This window comes from Pelagerythrobacter aerophilus, from assembly GCF_003581645.1.
In the GTDB taxonomy this organism is placed as follows: Bacteria; Pseudomonadota; Alphaproteobacteria; order Sphingomonadales; family Sphingomonadaceae; genus Pelagerythrobacter; species Pelagerythrobacter aerophilus.
The window spans coordinates 170385-185619 of record NZ_QXFK01000014.1; the positions used below are offsets into that span (position 1 = coordinate 170385).

Genomic DNA, 15235 nt, shown 5'->3' on the forward strand with positions numbered 1-15235 from the left:
ACGATGACCGTGGTTCATTCCGCCCCCAGATTCGCCTCCAACGAAGGGGTGAAGGCCGCGCTTGCGACAGCGCTCGGCGATATGCTCGTCGAGGCGCATGAGGAGCATGGCGAAATCCTGCTGACGGTGAAGCGCGAGCGGATCGAGGATGCGCTGCGCCTGCTGCGCGACGAGCACCAGTACCAGCAGCTCATGGAGATTGCGGGCGTCGACTACCCGCAGCGCGCCGAGCGCTTCGAAGTGGTCTACATGCTGCTGAGCGTGACGAAGAACCACCGCGTGATGCTCAAGGTCACTGCGTCGGAGAAGACGCCGGTGCCGACCGTCACGACGCTGTGGCCCAACGCGGGCTGGCTCGAGCGCGAGGTGTTCGATCTCTACGGCGTGCTGTTCGAGGGCAATACCGACCTGCGCCGCATCCTCACCGACTACGGCTTCGAAGGGCACCCCTTCCGCAAGGACTTTCCGCTCACCGGTTATATCGAGCTGCGCTATTCCGAGGAGGAGAAGCGCGTCGTGTACGAACCGGTCGACCTGCCGCAGGATCTGCGCCGGTTCGATTTCATGAGCCCATGGGAAGGCGCGAACTACGTGCTTCCGGGCGACGAGAAGGCGGAAACACCTCCGGTCGACGAGGTGAAGACGACCGACAAGAAGAGCGAAACCGGCGCCGGCGAGAAGACCAACGACAAGGCGGCCGAGAAAGTCGCGCCGGCGGAACGGTCGAGCGGCACAGTCGCGGGGCAGGGCGACGCCAATCCGGCACCGGTGGACACCGGCGAGGACGAGCCCGACGCACCGGAACCGACCGAGAATCGCCCGAACAGGAAGCCGCGCAAGGAAACTGCGCGCGACACCTCCGGTGCCACCGAGCCAGACGAAAACGGAGAAGACTGATGGGGGGCCTGGTTCAGGAATCCTCGCCCACCACCGAAGGCGAGGTGATCTCCAACTATACGATCAACTTCGGCCCACAGCATCCCGCGGCGCACGGCGTGCTGCGGATGGTGATGGAGCTCGACGGCGAGATCATCGAGCGGATCGACCCGCACGTGGGCCTGCTCCATCGCGGCACCGAGAAGCTGATCGAGTACAAGACCTATCTCCAGGCTCTGCCGTACTTCGACCGGCTCGATTACTGTTCGCCGCTCTGTCAGGAGCACAGCTACGTCCTCGCGATCGAGAAGCTGCTCAATCTAGAGGTGCCGATCCGTGCGCAGTACCTGCGAGTGCTCTTCGCCGAGCTGACGCGCATTTCGAACCACATGCTGAATATCGGCAGCCACGTCATGGATGTCGGCGCGATGACGCCGAACCTGTGGGTGTTCGAATTGCGCGAAGACTGCATGAACTTCTTCGAGCGGGCCTCGGGCGCGCGCATGCACAGCGCCTGGTTCCGCCCCGGCGGCGTGCACCAGGACGTACCGCTCAAGCTGCTCACCGACATCGGCGACTGGGTCGACACGCGCCTGCCCGAACTGTTCGGCGATGCGATGAGCCTCGTCATGGACAACCGCATCTTCAAGCAGCGCAACGTCGACATCGCCGTAGTGAGCAAGGAAGATGCGCTGCGCTGGGGCTTCTCCGGCCCGCTGATCCGCGCCGCGGGTATCCCGTGGGATCTGCGCAAGTCGCAGCCCTACGACGTCTATGACCGGATGGACTTCGAGATTCCGGTCGGCACCAATTCGGACTGCTACGACCGCTTCATGGTCCGCGTGAAGGAAGTCTACGAAAGCGCGAAGATCATCAAGCAGTGCCTCGCCGAGATGCCCGAGGGGCCGATCGCGAGCGACGACGGCAAGGTCTCCCCGCCGAGGCGCGGCGAGATGAAGCAGTCGATGGAAGCGCTGATCCACCACTTCAAGCTCTACACCGAGGGCTTTCACGTGCCGGCCGGCGAAGTTTACGTGGCGACCGAAAGCCCCAAGGGGGAGTTCGGCGTCTATCTCGTCTCGGATGGGTCGAACAAACCTTATCGCTGCAAGATCCGCCCGACGGCATTCAGCCATCTGCAGGCGATGGATTTCATGTCGAAGGGCCACATGCTGCCCGACGCGACCGCCATCCTCGGCGCGATCGACGTCGTGTTCGGGGAGTGCGATCGGTGATCCGCGAACTGTTCATCCTCGTCGCGGCGTTCGCCGCCTTCGCCTCGGCCGTCGCCGCCTATCTTCTGGCAGTGCATGGCCAGTCGAGCCTGAAGGAAGTCCTCTCAACGGCATTTGCCGCCGTGGTCGGCCTCTATGTTGGCCGCTATCTGGAACGAAAGCTGATCAATGGCTGACCGCTCCCCCGCACCCGATACCCCCGAGCTCCGCGAGCGCTGGGGCTCGTTCGAGTTCTCGCCCGCGTACAAGGCGAAGGCCGACACCGCGATCGCGCGCTATCCCGAGGGGCGCCAGCGTTCGGCGGTGATGCCGCTGCTCGACCTCGCCCAGCGTCAGGTGGGTGAGGAAACGAATACGCAGGGCTGGCTGCCACTGCCGGTGATCGAATACGTCGCCGACTATCTCGAGATGCCGGTGATCCGTGTGCTCGAGGTCGCGACGTTCTATTTCATGTACAACCTTCAGCCCGTGGGTAAGTATCACGTGCAGGTCTGCGGCACGACGCCGTGCATGCTGCGCGGCTCGGACGGACTACTCGAGACCTGCAAGAAGCGCGGCATGGTGAAGGGCCATGTCTCGGAGGACGGGCTGTGGACGCTGACCGAGGTCGAATGCCTCGGCAACTGCGCGACCGCGCCGATGGTCCAGATCAACGACGACAACTACGAAGACCTGACGCCCGAGCGGCTCGATCACGTTCTTGACGAGCTCGCCGCCGGCCGTCAGCCGAAGACCGGCACGCAGGAGCCGGGCCGGCACACCAGCGAGCCGGTCGGCGGGCCGACCACGCTCAAGGAAATGGTCACCGAGAACCACGATTACCGGGGTGAGTGGTGATGTCGCAGGTCCGAATACTTCAACTCGCCGGGATTGTTTTCCTGGTCTGCGCGCTGGCCTTCATTGGCAGCGGTAACAGCGCGCTTGGCGGCAGTTTCGTCGCGATCGGCGTGGCCTTCATCGCCATTTCCGCGAGCCAGTCGAAGAGCCGCGAGATACGCGAACGGCAAGAGAAGGACGGCCAGTAATGGATATCGTCACCATTCTCGTCGCGCTCGTGCTGATCGTCATCGCCTGGAAGGTGCTCGCCGGTCTCGTGAAGTTCGGCGCCATCGTCCTGGTGGCGGCGGCCGCGATCTATTTCGTTTCGCAGGGGACCATGTGATGCTGGCCGACAAGGATCGCATCTTCACCAACCTCTATGGCTTCCAGGACTGGGGGCTGAAGGCGGCGCAGGCGCGCGGCGACTGGGACGACACCAAGGCGCTGATCGGGCGCGGTCAGGACGCCATCATCGACGAGATGAAGGCATCGGGCCTGCGCGGGCGCGGCGGGGCGGGCTTCCCGACCGGTCTCAAGTGGTCGTTCATGCCCAAGGAAAGCAAGGACGGCCGTCCTAGCTTCCTCGTCATCAACGCCGACGAATCCGAACCGGGCTCATGCAAGGACCGCGAGATCATCCGCCACGATCCGCACAAACTGATCGAAGGTGCGCTCGTGGCGGGCTTTGCGATGCGTGCGCGGGCGGCGTACATCTACATCCGCGGCGAATATATCCGCGAGGCCGAAACGCTGCAGGCGGCGATCGACGAGGCCTACGATGCCGGGTTGATCGGCAAGAACGCCAGCGGCTCGGGCTACGACTTCGACGTGTTCCTGCATCGCGGCGCGGGTGCCTACATCTGCGGCGAAGAGACCGCGATGATCGAGAGCCTCGAGGGCAAGAAGGGCCAGCCGCGCCTCAAGCCGCCGTTCCCGGCCGGCGCGGGCCTCTACGGCTGCCCGACCACGGTCAACAACGTGGAGTCCATTGCGGTCGTCCCGACGATCCTGCGTCGCGGGGCCTCGTGGTTCGCCGGCTTCGGACGCGAGAACAACGCCGGCACCAAGCTGTTCCAGATCAGCGGCCATGTTGAAAAGCCTTGCGTGGTCGAGGAAGCGATGAGCATCCCCTTCCGCGAACTGATCGAGAAGCACTGCGGCGGCATCCGCGGCGGATGGGACAACCTGCTGGCGGTGATCCCGGGCGGTTCCTCCGTCCCGCTGGTCCCCGCTGAGCAGATCATGGACTGCCCGATGGATTTCGACGGGCTCAAGGAACTAGGCTCCGGGCTCGGCACTGCGGCCGTGATCGTGATGGACAAGTCGACCGACATCGTCCGCGCGATCAGCCGGATCAGTTATTTCTACAAGCACGAGTCCTGCGGCCAGTGCACCCCATGCCGCGAAGGCACCGGGTGGATGTGGCGCGTCATGGAACGCCTGCGCACCGGCGATGCGGCGATCGAGGAGATCGACATGCTGCAGCAGGTGACCAAGCAGGTCGAAGGCCACACCATCTGCGCCCTGGGCGACGCCGCCGCCTGGCCGATCCAGGGCCTGATCCGCCACTTCCGCCCCGAGCTGGAACGGCGGATCGAGGAGCATAACACCAAGTTTGCCGAGGCAGCCGAATAATGCCTAAAGTTACCGTAGACGGTCAGGAAATCGAGGTCCCCGACGGCGCGACCGTGTTGCAGGCGTGTGAGCTGGCGGGGAAGGAGATTCCGCGGTTCTGCTATCACGAGCGGCTGAGCATCGCGGGCAACTGTCGCATGTGTCTGGTCGAGGTGAAGCCCGGGCCGCCCAAGCCGCAGGCGAGCTGTGCGCTCCCCGCTGCCGACGGGCAGGAGATCCGCACCGATAGCCAGATGGTCAAGACGGCGCGTGAAGGGGTGATGGAGTTCCTGCTCATCAACCACCCACTCGACTGCCCGATCTGCGACCAAGGCGGCGAGTGCGATCTGCAGGACCAGGCGGTCGCCTATGGCCGCGGCGGCTCGCGCTATCATGAGAACAAGCGCGCGGTGACCGAGAAGTACATGGGCCCGCTGATCAAGACGATCATGACCCGCTGCATCCACTGCACCCGCTGCGTGCGCTTCTCCGAGGAGATCGCTGGCGTCGACGAAATCGGCGCGCTCTATCGCGGCGAGGACATGCAGATCACGACCTATCTCGAGCATGCCGCCAAGCACGAGCTTTCGGCCAACGTGATAGACCTGTGCCCGGTCGGCGCGCTGACCAGCCGCCCGTATGCGTTCGAGGCGCGGCCGTGGGAGCTCAAGAAGACGCTCAGCATCGACGTCAGCGACGCCGTCGGGGCGAACATCCGTCTCGACAGCCGCGGGCGCGAAGTCATGCGGGCGCTGCCGCGCATCAACGACGACGTCAACGAGGAGTGGCTCAGCGACAAGGGCCGCTACATGGTCGACGGGCTCACCCGGCGCCGGCTCGACCGGGTGTGGATTCGCAAGGGCGGAAAGCTCCAGCCGGCGGGTTGGGAGGATGCGTTCAAGGCGATCGCCAAGGCCAAGGCGGGCAACAGCGTTGCCGCGATCGCCGGCGACCTGGTCGACTGCGAGACGATGTTCGCGGCCAAGAAGCTGCTCGGCGCGCTCGGGTCCGACCTGCTTGAAGGGCGGCAGACCGGGTTGGATTACCCGACGGATAATCTCGCTGCGGTGAATTTCAACTCGACCCTCGCAGGGATCGAGACGGCCGATGCGATCCTAGTCGTCGGCAGCCACGTTCGCTGGGAAGCGGCGCTGGTGAACGTCCGCCTGCGCAAGGCGGTCAAGCGCGGGGCGAAGATCTTCCTGGTCGGCCCGCGCTGGGAAACGACCTATCCGGCCGAGTTCCTGGGCGATGACGTGAGCGTGCTCGGCGATCTTCCCTCGGAAGTCGCGGAGCTGTTCGAGAAGGCGGAGCGCCCGGCAGTAATCGTCGGCGCCGGCGGCCTCGCGGCAGGCGCCTTTCAGGATGCCCTCGCGCTCGCGCAGGGCTGGAGCAGGGAAGGGTGGAACGGCTTCAACGTCCTCCATACCTCCGCTTCGCGGATGGGCGGGCTCATGCTCGGCTATGCGCAGAAGGGCGGTATCGCCGACGTGGTGAAGGCCGAACCCAAGGTCGTGCTCGCGCTGGGTGCCGACGAGGTCGACTGGTCGGCCTTCGGCAAGAGTCTCAAGGTCTATATCGGCCATCACGGCGACAAGGGCGCGCATGCGGCGGACATTATCCTTCCCGCCGCGAGCTACGCCGAGAAGGACGGCACGTACGTCAATACCGAAGGCCGCGTGCAGTTCGCCGAGAAGGCAGTGTTCGCGCCGGGCGATGCGCGTGAGGACTGGACGATCCTGCGCGCGCTCGCCGATGCGCTGGGCGTCGAGGTCGGCTTCGACAGTTTCGCCGAACTGCAGGCGGCGATGATCGCGGAAGTCCCCGCGCTGGGCGTCGAAGGTCTCGCCGACATTATGGGTCTTTCGGGGGGCAAGCTGCCGAAGGCCAAGGCGGCCAAGGTGAAGGGTGCGATTTCCTATCCCATCAGGGATTTCTACCTGACCAACTCGATCGCCCGCGCCAGCGCCGTAATGCAGCGATGCTCGGCCGAACTTCTCCACGGCGAGGAAATTCTGGAGGCGGCGGAATGACCGCGTTCTTCCAATCCCTTGGCATGACCTACGAGTGGGCGTGGTTCGTCGCCACCGTCGCGGGCGTGCTGCTGATCGCTCTGCCGCTAATGCTGGCGGTGGCGATGATCATTTATGCCGACCGCAAGATCTGGGCGGCGATTGCGCTGCGGCGCGGCCCCAACGTGGTCGGGCCGTTCGGTTTGCTGCAGAGCTTTGCGGATGGTCTGAAGGTGTTTCTGCAGGAAACGATTATCCCTTCTGCCGCGAACAAGGGACTGTTCCTGATCGGCCCGATCGTGACCTTCACGGTCGCGCTGCTTGCCTGGGCCGTGATCCCGTTCGGGCCGGAGGCCGTGCTCGCCGATATCAATATCGGCCTGCTCTACGTTCTCGCGATCAGTTCGCTCGGGGTTTACGGCGTGGTGGTGGCTGGCTGGGCCTCCAACTCGAAGTATCCGTTCTTCTCGGCGATGCGCGCTGCGGCGCAGATGATCAGCTATGAGGTATCGATCGGCTTCATCCTCGTTTGCGTGATCCTCTATGCGGGCACCAGCAACCTGAACGACATCATCGAGGCGCAGCGCGGCCACGGGTTTGGTCTGGTCAACGGGTTCTTCTTCAACCTGCTGCTGTTCCCGATCTGGGTCATGTTCCTGATCTCGAGCCTTGCGGAAACCGCCCGCGCGCCGTTCGATCTGACCGAGGCGGAGAGCGAGCTCGTCGCCGGCTACCAGACCGAATATTCCTCGATGAGCTTCGCGCTCTTCTGGCTCGGTGAATATGCCAACGTGCTGCTGATGTGCGCGCTCAACGCAGTGCTGTTCTTCGGTGGTTGGCTGCCCCCGCTGAACATCGATCTGATCCCGTGGTTCGACATTCCGGGCTGGATCTGGCTCTTCGCCAAGATCTTCCTGTTCTTCTTCATCTTCAGCTGGGTGAAGGCCACCGTCCCACGCTTCCGCTACGACCAGTTGATGCGGCTGGGCTGGAAAGTCTTCCTGCCGCTGAGCCTGCTGTTCGTAGTGCTCGTGTCGGGCTGGTTGATGTTCACGAGGTACGGGGCATGAGTCTGGCAGTTGCTGCACAAGCGTTGGCCTTGTCCTGCATATTGCACGCCACGTCTGCCGATGGCTCGATGCTGATTGGCCCGGAGCATAAAGTCACGCTCAGCGGTCCGTCGCATTCAGTGCTTGTTCGGGAGAACGCAGAGATTTACCTGACCGGAGCCGAAGCGTTGGGCTTGGCGTCGGATTGGGAAACAGGCCCAAACTTTCATGGTTCGGTGCTAATTCTGCCGAAGCAGGACGGCGCACCGCTCTCCGGCCTTCTTGTTCCAAATGAGGGCGGGACTTTCAGCATATTTTGGGCGAATAATGAACGCCTAAAGCCTAATGGTGCCCCTATCACAGAAGTCTCCGGTGTCTGTTCACCGATCATCGAGAGCGATGATCGAGAGGTAGTCCAATGACCGTCGCCCATCTCATAAAATCGTTCACCCTGTGGGAGTTCGTGAAGGCGCATGCTCTCACGCTGAAGTACTTCTTCAAGCCCAAGGTGACGATCAACTACCCGTTCGAGAAGAACCCGATCAGCCCGCGCTTCCGCGGCGAGCATGCGCTGCGCCGCTATCCCAACGGCGAGGAGCGCTGCATCGCGTGCAAGCTGTGCGAGGCAGTCTGCCCCGCGCAGGCGATCACGATCGAGAGCGAACCGCGCGCGGACGGGAGCCGCCGCACCACGCGCTACGACATTGACATGACCAAGTGCATCTACTGCGGCTTCTGCCAGGAAGCCTGTCCGGTCGATGCGATCGTCGAAGGCCCGAATTTCGAGTTCTCGACCGAAACGCGCGAGGAACTGCTCTACGACAAGGCGAAGCTGCTGGCCAACGGGGACAAGTGGGAGCGCGCGCTTGCGGCGAACCTTGAAGCCGATGCGCCCTACCGCTAGGCGCCGCCGCAACGAGATTCAGGGGCCATGATCCAGACTTTAGCCTTCTACCTATTTGCGTTTCTCGTGATCGCCAGCGGTGTGTTCACGATTATGGCGCGCAACCCGGTGCATTCGGTGCTGTGGCTGATCCTCGCGTTCTTCAACGCTGCGGGGCTGATGGTCATCGTCGGTGCGGAGTTCATCGCCGCCCTGCTGGTGATCGTCTACGTTGGTGCGGTCGCGGTGCTGTTCTTGTTCGTGGTGATGATGCTCGACATCGATTTCGCCGAGCTGCGCGCGGGGTTCGTAAAGAACTTCCCGCTCGGCATCGCCATCGCGCTCGTGCTGCTCGCGGAGCTGGTCCTCGGCATCGGCGCCTACCGCGCGGGTGCGATCGAGCTGGGCGTGCCGGACGGTGGCGCAGCTCCGCTGATGGACCGGACCAATATCGAGAGCCTCGGAGCGGTGCTTTACGGCGAATACCTGTTCCTGTTCGAAACCGCGGGCCTGATCCTACTGGTGGCGATGGTCGGAGCGATCGTGCTGACGCACCGCGAACAGCCCAAGGGCGCGCGGGGCCACCAGAATATCGACAAGCAGAACCGCCGCCGCCCGAACGAGGCGACCGAAATGAAGCGCCCCGAAGTGGGCAAGGGGGTCGAGCTGTGATCGGCATCGAACACTACGTCGTCGTTAGCGCGATCCTGTTCGTGCTCGGCGTTCTGGGGATATTCCTCAACCGCAAGAACGTGATCGTCATCCTGATGGCGATCGAACTGATCCTGCTGGCGGTGAACATCAACCTCGTCGCGTTCAGCGCCTTTCTGGGCGACATGACGGGGCAGGTGTTCGCGATGTTCGTACTCACCGTCGCTGCGGGCGAGGCTGCGATCGGGCTGGCAATCCTCGTGATCTACTTCCGTGGCCGCGGCACGATCGCGGTCGACGACGTCAACCGGATGAAGGGATAAGCACCGGTGCAATCGATCCTGCTTATCGTCTTCCTGCCTCTGCTGGCGGCGATCGTCGTCGGGCTGGGCAACCGTGCGCTCGGCAACACCGTCGCAAAGTCGCTCACGACCGGCGCGCTGTTCGTCTCGTGCGCGCTCTCCTGGCCGATCTTCCTCGGCTTCATCGGAGGGACCGCCGAAGCACAGGTCGTGCCGGTGCTGCAGTGGGTGCAGTCGGGCGCGCTGAGCTTCGACTGGGCGCTGCGGGTCGACACGCTGACCGCGGTCATGCTGGTGGTGATCACCAGCGTCTCGGCGCTCGTCCACCTCTATAGCTGGGGCTATATGGACGAAGACCCGGATCAGCCGCGGTTCTTCGCCTACCTCTCGCTGTTCACCTTCGCGATGCTGATGCTGGTGACGGCGGACAACCTGGTGCAGATGTTCTTCGGTTGGGAAGGCGTGGGCCTCGCGAGCTATCTGCTGATCGGCTTCTGGTTCAAGAAGCCGAGCGCCAACAAGGCCGCGATCAAAGCCTTCGTGGTCAACCGCGTGGGCGACCTCGGCTTCATGCTCGGTATCTTCGGCACGTTCTTGGTGTTTCAGACGACTTCGATCCCCGAGATCCTCGCCGCTGCTCCGGGGATGAGCGGCAGCTCGATCGGGTTTCTCGGGATGCGACTGCAGACGATGGACGTGCTCTGCATCCTCCTGTTCATCGGCGCGATGGGCAAGTCGGCGCAGCTCGGCCTGCACACCTGGCTGCCCGACGCGATGGAAGGCCCGACGCCGGTGTCTGCGCTGATCCACGCGGCGACGATGGTCACCGCGGGCGTGTTCATGGTCTGCCGGCTTTCGCCGATGTTCGAGACGGCACCGGTCGCGCTCGGCATGGTGACCTTCATCGGCGCCGCGACCTGCTTCTTCGCCGCGACGATCGGCACGACGCAGTGGGACATCAAGCGGGTCATCGCCTATTCGACCTGTAGCCAGCTCGGCTACATGTTCTTCGCCGCGGGCGTCGGCGCCTACGGTGCGGCGATGTTCCACCTGTTCACGCATGCCTTCTTCAAGGCGCTGCTGTTCTTGGGCGCGGGTTCGGTCATCCATGCGATGCACCACGAGCAGGACATGCGCTATTACGGCGCGCTGCGTAAGCATATCCCGTTCACCTTCTGGGCGATGATGGCGGGCACGCTCGCGATCACCGGCGTGGGCGTCTACTGGCTGCATGCGGGCTTCGCAGGCTTCCACTCGAAGGATGCGATCCTCGAAGTCGCCTTTGCACGCGGGACAAGTCTCGGCACCTTCGCCTTCTGGATGGGCGCGATCGCGGCGCTCCTGACGAGCTTCTATTCCTGGCGGCTGATGTTCCTCACGTTCTGGGGCAAGCCGCGCTGGGCCGACAGCGAGCATATCCAGCACGCGGTCCACGGCCAGCACGAAAATCCCGACGAGGAACATGGCCACGCCGCCGCGCCCGACCTGCACCCGCATGAAGGGACTGCGGGTTACCATCCGCACGAGAGCCCGCTGACGATGCTGGTCCCGCTGGGCCTGCTGACGCTCGGCGCGGTGTTGGCGGGCTGGGTCTTCAGCCACGCCTTCCTCGACGATCCGGCCTTCTGGGGCGACTCGATCTTCTACAACGAGGCGCTGGTCCACCAGATGCACGCCGTGCCGCTGTGGGTGAAGCTGACCGCGACGATCGTCATGCTGCTCGGCCTGTTTGGCGCCTGGCTCGCCTACATCCGTGACACCTCGATCCCCGGCAAGTTCGTCGAGCAGTTCAGCTTGGTGCACAACTTCGTCTACCGGAAGTGGTACTTCGACGAGCTCTACGACCTGATCTTCGTGCGGCCGGCGTTCTGGCTCGGGCGTCAGTTCTGGAAGCGCGGCGACGTTGGCCTGATCGACCGCTTCGGCCCCGACGGGGCGGCCTGGGTGGTCGCCAAGGGTTCGGTCGCAGCGAAGAAGGTGCAGTCCGGATATCTCTATAGCTATGCGCTGGTCATGCTGCTCGGGCTGGTGGCCGCGGTTACGTGGGTGCTGATGTAATGGGGGGCTTCCCGATCCTTTCCGTGATGCTGCTGGTGCCGCTGCTGGCGGGCATCGCCTGCCTGTTCGTGGAGGCGAAGGCCGCGCGCACGATCGCGCTCGCAGCGACGCTGGTCGACCTCGCGCTCGGTATCGCATTGTGGCTCAACTTCGATATCGGCGGCGCGCAGTGGCAGTTCACCGAGCGCGCGCCGATCTTCGCCGGCTTCAACTATGCGCTCGGGATCGACGGGATCGCGATGCTGCTGATCGTGCTCAGCGTGTTCCTGATGCCGATCTGCATCCTCGCCAGTCAGTCGATCGAAAAGCGCGTCGGCGAGTACATGGCAGCTTTCCTGTTCATGGAAGTGCTGATGATCGGCGTCTTCGCGGCGCAGGATCTGTTCCTGTTCTACATCTTCTTCGAAGCCGGCCTGATCCCGATGTATCTGATCATCGGCATCTGGGGCGGTCAGAACCGGATTTACGCCAGCTACAAGTTCTTCCTCTACACGCTGCTCGGCTCCGTGCTGATGCTGATTGCGATGCTGTGGATGGTGAACGAAGCGGGCACGACCGACATCCCCACGCTGATGCAGTACGATTTCCCGGCCGGCGCGCAGACCTGGCTGTGGCTCGCGTTCTTCGCCAGCTTCGCGGTCAAGATGCCAATGTGGCCGGTGCACACCTGGCTGCCCGATGCGCACGTTCAGGCGCCGACCGCCGGCTCTGTGATCCTGGCCGGCGTGCTGCTGAAGATGGGCGGATACGGCTTCATCCGCTTCAGCCTGCCGATGTTCCCCGAAGCGAGTGCGCAGTTCGTGTGGCTGATCTGGGGCCTGTCGATGGCCGCGGTGGTCATCACCAGCCTAATCGCGCTGGTGCAGCAGGACATGAAGAAGCTGATCGCCTACTCGTCGGTCGCGCACATGGCGATCGTGACCGTCGGCCTGTTCGCGTTCAACGTGCAGGGGCTCGAGGGCGCGATGATCGTCATGCTCAGCCACGGTCTCGTGTCGGGTGCGCTGTTCCTGTGCGTGGGCGTGATCTACGACCGGCTGCACACGCGTGAGATCGATCGCTACGGCGGTCTTGCGATCAACATGCCGAAATATGCGCTGTTCTTCCTGCTGTTCACCATGGCCAGCATTGGCCTGCCGGGGACGAGTGGCTTCGTCGGCGAGTTCCTGAGCCTCGCCGGCATCTATCAGGCAAACACCTGGGTCACGCTGGTGTGCGCCACGGGTATCATTCTGGGCGCGGGTTACATGCTCTATCTCTATTGGCGCATCGCGTTTGGCGTGCAGAAGAACGCGGACGCCGCCGCCATGCCCGACCTCTCCTTGCGCGAATGGCTCATGCTGGCCCCGATCGCCGCGGCCGTCCTGTGGATGGGCGTCTATCCGGAAAGCTTCCTTGCCCCGATGCGTCAGGACATTGCCGCTCTCGATGCCCGCCTCTCGCGCGCGGCGCCCGAAGGTGACGCGCATCTCGTCGCCGGCACGCCGCGTGCCGAGGCCGCCAACGCCGTGGGGGGCACGCACAGTGTCGGCCATGGCGAAGCGGAGGGAGCGCACTGATGGACTTCAAGGCTTCCCTCGCGCTCATTGCGCCCGAGATCCTGCTCAGCCTCTCTTCGCTGGCGCTGCTGCTGGTCGCGGCCTGGGGCCGCAACTCCAGCCGTCTGGTCAGCATACTTGCCGCCGTCGCGCTCGGCGGTGCGGCGTTCGTCGCAGCACCCGCGCTTTGCGCTGGGGCGATGGGGCCGGATACCATGGCCTTCGGCGGACAATTCGCCGCCGATGCCTTCGCTTCGTTCTCCACGATCCTGATCTACGTCGCGGCCATCGCCTGCTTGATGGTCGCCCCGACCTTCTTCGACCGCAACGGCGCGATGCGGCCGGAATATCCGGTGCTGGTGCTGCTCGCCACGCTCGGCATGGGGATCATGGTCTCGGCGACCGATTTCATCACGCTTTACATCGGGCTGGAGCTCAACAGTCTGGCCGCGTACGTCCTCGCATCGTTCATGCGGGCCGACGACCGTTCGGCCGAGGCAGGGCTCAAGTACTTCGTGCTCGGCGCCTTGGCGAGCGGCATCCTGCTTTACGGCATCAGCCTGGTCTACGGCTTCACCGGCACCACCTCGTTCGAAGGCGCGCGGGCTGCGCTGACCGGTGAACTGTCGATGGGCGCGCTGTTCGGGCTGATCTTCGTGCTCGCGGGCCTCGCGTTCAAGATTTCGGCCGTGCCGTTCCACATGTGGACGCCCGACGTTTACGAAGGCGCGCCGACGCCGGTGACGACCTTCTTCTCGACGGCGCCCAAGGTGGCGGCGATCGCGCTCACCGCGCGCGTTGCGCTGGACGCGTTCGGCGCGCAGGTCGATGCGTGGCGGCAGATCGTCATCTTTGCCGCGCTCGCCTCGATCATCCTCGGTGCGCTGGGTGCGATCGGGCAGGGCAACCTCAAGCGGCTGCTGGCTTACTCCTCGATCAACAACGTCGGCTTCATCCTGATCGGCCTCGCCGCTGCAACGGCGAGCGGCGCTTCGGCGATGCTGGTTTACCTAGCGATCTACGTCGCGATGTCGCTCGGTAGCTTCGTCGCCGTGCTCATGCTGCGCACCGCCGAGGGCGAACAGCTCGAAGGGGTTGCCGACATTGCGGGTCTGTCGCGCACCAGACCGCTGCTTGCACTGTGCCTCGCGGCGATGATGTTCAGCCTTGCGGGCATTCCGCCGCTGTTCGGCTTCTGGGGTAAGTTCGTGGTTTTCCAGGCCGCGGTGCAAGCCGATCTCGTCGCGCTCGCAGCGATCGGTATAGCGGCCAGCGTGATCGGCGCCTTCTACTATATCAAGATCGTCAAGGTGATGTACTTCGACGAGCCGGTCGATGTGGTGAAGGGCGGGAGCGACTGGGCGCACTGGCTGATCCTGGGCGCGACCACTCTGTTCGTCTCGCCGCTGGGTTACTTGCTGACGGGGCCCTTGGGCGAATTGGCCGACAGGGCAGCCGCCGCGCTGTTCTTCGTCGCTTGATCCACACCGTCGCCGAAACCGGATCGACCAGTGCCGACCTCGCCGCGCGATTGGGCGCAGGGGAGCGTGTTGCCGAAGGCGATTGGCTGGTCGCGGATCGCCAGAACGCGGGGCGGGGCCGCCATGGCCGTCCGTGGCAGGATGCTTCGGGGAATTTCATGGGGTCGACCGTGGTTCACCCGGGCCCCGGCGATCCACCTCCGCACACGCTGACACTGGCGACGGCGCTGGCGGCCTACGAAGCAGTCGTGCCGCTGCTTCCCGACCCGCGCGCGCTCGTCATCAAGTGGCCGAACGACCTTCTGCTCGGCGGCGCCAAGCTCTCGGGCATATTGCTCGAGCGCGAAGGCGACGCCGTGGTAGTGGGCATCGGAATCAATCTCGCGCAGGCACCCGATCTGCCCGATCGGCCGACGGTCGCCCTGTCGGATCTCGGACCGGCGCCCGACCGCGATGCCTTTGCTCTCGCCCTGGCCGCCGCCTTCGATCGGGAGATCGAACGCTGGCGCACTTTCGGGATCGAACCGCTGATCCGCCGCTGGCTGGCCGTGGCGCACCCGCTGGACACACCGCTGAAGGTGCATGATGCCGATGGAGTGCCCACATCCGGCACCTTTGCCGGCCTGGCGCCCGACGCATCGCTTCTCCTGCGCTTGGAAGACGGGACAACCCGTGCCATCCACGCAGGCGACGTGACGCTCGGCTGAAGGAATCTGT

At 64.2% G+C, this 15235-nt stretch carries 17 protein-coding genes; all 17 read left to right on the forward strand.

Annotation, left to right across the window (positions count from 1 at the left end):
* Window positions 1-3: 3 nt before the first annotated feature.
* From D2V04_RS04660 to D2V04_RS04730, 17 genes are read left to right on the forward strand one after another with little or no spacing between them, the layout of a single operon-like run.
* Window positions 4-897 (forward strand): NADH-quinone oxidoreductase subunit C, encoded by an 894-nt coding sequence (locus D2V04_RS04660; protein WP_119512127.1) that lies wholly within the window; start codon window positions 4-6, stop codon window positions 895-897.
* Window positions 897-2111 carry an NADH-quinone oxidoreductase subunit D gene (locus tag D2V04_RS04665; RefSeq protein WP_119512128.1) on the forward strand — a complete coding sequence of 405 codons (1215 nt, stop codon included), beginning with the start codon at window positions 897-899 and terminating at the stop codon, window positions 2109-2111. Before D2V04_RS04660 ends, D2V04_RS04665 begins: the two co-directional genes overlap by 1 nt.
* Window positions 2108-2287: a hypothetical protein gene (locus D2V04_RS04670; RefSeq protein ID WP_147391768.1), complete on the forward strand. Its 180-nt coding sequence runs from the start codon at window positions 2108-2110 to the stop codon at window positions 2285-2287. Before D2V04_RS04665 ends, D2V04_RS04670 begins: the two co-directional genes overlap by 4 nt.
* Entirely contained in the window at window positions 2280-2948 is a 669-nt protein-coding gene (nuoE, locus tag D2V04_RS04675) for an NADH-quinone oxidoreductase subunit NuoE (RefSeq protein ID WP_119512130.1), read from the forward strand. The genes D2V04_RS04670 and nuoE overlap by 8 nt, the downstream gene beginning before the upstream one ends.
* Complete coding sequence (locus D2V04_RS04680; RefSeq protein WP_119512131.1) at window positions 2948-3136, forward strand: hypothetical protein; 189 nt, start codon at window positions 2948-2950, stop codon at window positions 3134-3136. Before nuoE ends, D2V04_RS04680 begins: the two co-directional genes overlap by 1 nt.
* Window positions 3136-3273, forward strand: coding sequence for a hypothetical protein (locus D2V04_RS17870; protein WP_182849661.1), 138 nt, complete (start codon window positions 3136-3138; stop codon window positions 3271-3273). Before D2V04_RS04680 ends, D2V04_RS17870 begins: the two co-directional genes overlap by 1 nt.
* On the forward strand, window positions 3273-4565 hold the full coding sequence (nuoF, locus tag D2V04_RS04685; RefSeq protein WP_119512132.1) for an NADH-quinone oxidoreductase subunit NuoF: 1293 nt from the start codon (window positions 3273-3275) through the stop codon (window positions 4563-4565). Before D2V04_RS17870 ends, nuoF begins: the two co-directional genes overlap by 1 nt.
* The gene (gene nuoG, locus D2V04_RS04690; protein WP_119512133.1) at window positions 4565-6577 is read left to right on the forward strand and encodes an NADH-quinone oxidoreductase subunit NuoG; all 2013 of its coding nucleotides are present in this window, start codon (window positions 4565-4567) and stop codon (window positions 6575-6577) included. Before nuoF ends, nuoG begins: the two co-directional genes overlap by 1 nt.
* Window positions 6574-7626, forward strand: coding sequence for an NADH-quinone oxidoreductase subunit NuoH (gene nuoH, locus D2V04_RS04695; RefSeq protein ID WP_119512134.1), 1053 nt, complete (start codon window positions 6574-6576; stop codon window positions 7624-7626). The genes nuoG and nuoH overlap by 4 nt, the downstream gene beginning before the upstream one ends.
* The gene (locus D2V04_RS17730; RefSeq protein WP_147391769.1) at window positions 7623-8027 is read left to right on the forward strand and encodes a hypothetical protein; all 405 of its coding nucleotides are present in this window, start codon (window positions 7623-7625) and stop codon (window positions 8025-8027) included. The genes nuoH and D2V04_RS17730 overlap by 4 nt, the downstream gene beginning before the upstream one ends.
* Window positions 8024-8509: an NADH-quinone oxidoreductase subunit NuoI gene (nuoI, locus tag D2V04_RS04700; protein WP_119512135.1), complete on the forward strand. Its 486-nt coding sequence runs from the start codon at window positions 8024-8026 to the stop codon at window positions 8507-8509. Before D2V04_RS17730 ends, nuoI begins: the two co-directional genes overlap by 4 nt.
* A gap of 27 nt (window positions 8510-8536) precedes the next feature.
* On the forward strand, window positions 8537-9160 hold the full coding sequence (locus D2V04_RS04705) for an NADH-quinone oxidoreductase subunit J (RefSeq protein ID WP_119512136.1): 624 nt from the start codon (window positions 8537-8539) through the stop codon (window positions 9158-9160).
* Window positions 9157-9462 carry an NADH-quinone oxidoreductase subunit NuoK gene (gene nuoK / locus D2V04_RS04710; RefSeq protein ID WP_119512137.1) on the forward strand — a complete coding sequence of 102 codons (306 nt, stop codon included), beginning with the start codon at window positions 9157-9159 and terminating at the stop codon, window positions 9460-9462. The genes D2V04_RS04705 and nuoK overlap by 4 nt, the downstream gene beginning before the upstream one ends.
* Before the next feature lie 6 nt (window positions 9463-9468).
* Complete coding sequence (gene nuoL / locus D2V04_RS04715; protein ID WP_119512138.1) at window positions 9469-11499, forward strand: NADH-quinone oxidoreductase subunit L; 2031 nt, start codon at window positions 9469-9471, stop codon at window positions 11497-11499.
* Complete coding sequence (locus D2V04_RS04720; RefSeq protein WP_119512139.1) at window positions 11499-13058, forward strand: NADH-quinone oxidoreductase subunit M; 1560 nt, start codon at window positions 11499-11501, stop codon at window positions 13056-13058. The genes nuoL and D2V04_RS04720 overlap by 1 nt, the downstream gene beginning before the upstream one ends.
* Window positions 13058-14518: an NADH-quinone oxidoreductase subunit NuoN gene (nuoN, locus tag D2V04_RS04725; protein WP_119512140.1), complete on the forward strand. Its 1461-nt coding sequence runs from the start codon at window positions 13058-13060 to the stop codon at window positions 14516-14518. The genes D2V04_RS04720 and nuoN overlap by 1 nt, the downstream gene beginning before the upstream one ends.
* Window positions 14515-15225 carry a biotin--[acetyl-CoA-carboxylase] ligase gene (locus D2V04_RS04730; RefSeq protein WP_119512141.1) on the forward strand — a complete coding sequence of 237 codons (711 nt, stop codon included), beginning with the start codon at window positions 14515-14517 and terminating at the stop codon, window positions 15223-15225. The genes nuoN and D2V04_RS04730 overlap by 4 nt, the downstream gene beginning before the upstream one ends.
* The last annotated feature ends 10 nt before the right edge of the window (window positions 15226-15235 follow it).

Bases quoted from the DNA above. Each gene is read 5' to 3' on its own strand.
- D2V04_RS04660 (WP_119512127.1), top strand. From the start codon at position 4: ATGACCGTGGTTCATTCCGCCCCCAGATTCGCCTCCAACGAAGGGGTG.
- D2V04_RS04665 (WP_119512128.1), top strand. From the start codon at position 897: ATGGGGGGCCTGGTTCAGGAATCCTCGCCCACCACCGAAGGCGAGGTG.
- nuoE (WP_119512130.1), top strand. From the start codon at position 2,280: ATGGCTGACCGCTCCCCCGCACCCGATACCCCCGAGCTCCGCGAGCGC.
- D2V04_RS04680 (WP_119512131.1), top strand. From the start codon at position 2,948: ATGTCGCAGGTCCGAATACTTCAACTCGCCGGGATTGTTTTCCTGGTC.
- D2V04_RS17870 (WP_182849661.1), top strand. From the start codon at position 3,136: ATGGATATCGTCACCATTCTCGTCGCGCTCGTGCTGATCGTCATCGCC.
- nuoF (WP_119512132.1), top strand. From the start codon at position 3,273: ATGCTGGCCGACAAGGATCGCATCTTCACCAACCTCTATGGCTTCCAG.
- nuoG (WP_119512133.1), top strand. From the start codon at position 4,565: ATGCCTAAAGTTACCGTAGACGGTCAGGAAATCGAGGTCCCCGACGGC.
- nuoH (WP_119512134.1), top strand. From the start codon at position 6,574: ATGACCGCGTTCTTCCAATCCCTTGGCATGACCTACGAGTGGGCGTGG.
- D2V04_RS17730 (WP_147391769.1), top strand. From the start codon at position 7,623: ATGAGTCTGGCAGTTGCTGCACAAGCGTTGGCCTTGTCCTGCATATTG.
- nuoI (WP_119512135.1), top strand. From the start codon at position 8,024: ATGACCGTCGCCCATCTCATAAAATCGTTCACCCTGTGGGAGTTCGTG.
- D2V04_RS04705 (WP_119512136.1), top strand. From the start codon at position 8,537: ATGATCCAGACTTTAGCCTTCTACCTATTTGCGTTTCTCGTGATCGCC.
- D2V04_RS04720 (WP_119512139.1), top strand. From the start codon at position 11,499: ATGGGGGGCTTCCCGATCCTTTCCGTGATGCTGCTGGTGCCGCTGCTG.
- nuoN (WP_119512140.1), top strand. From the start codon at position 13,058: ATGGACTTCAAGGCTTCCCTCGCGCTCATTGCGCCCGAGATCCTGCTC.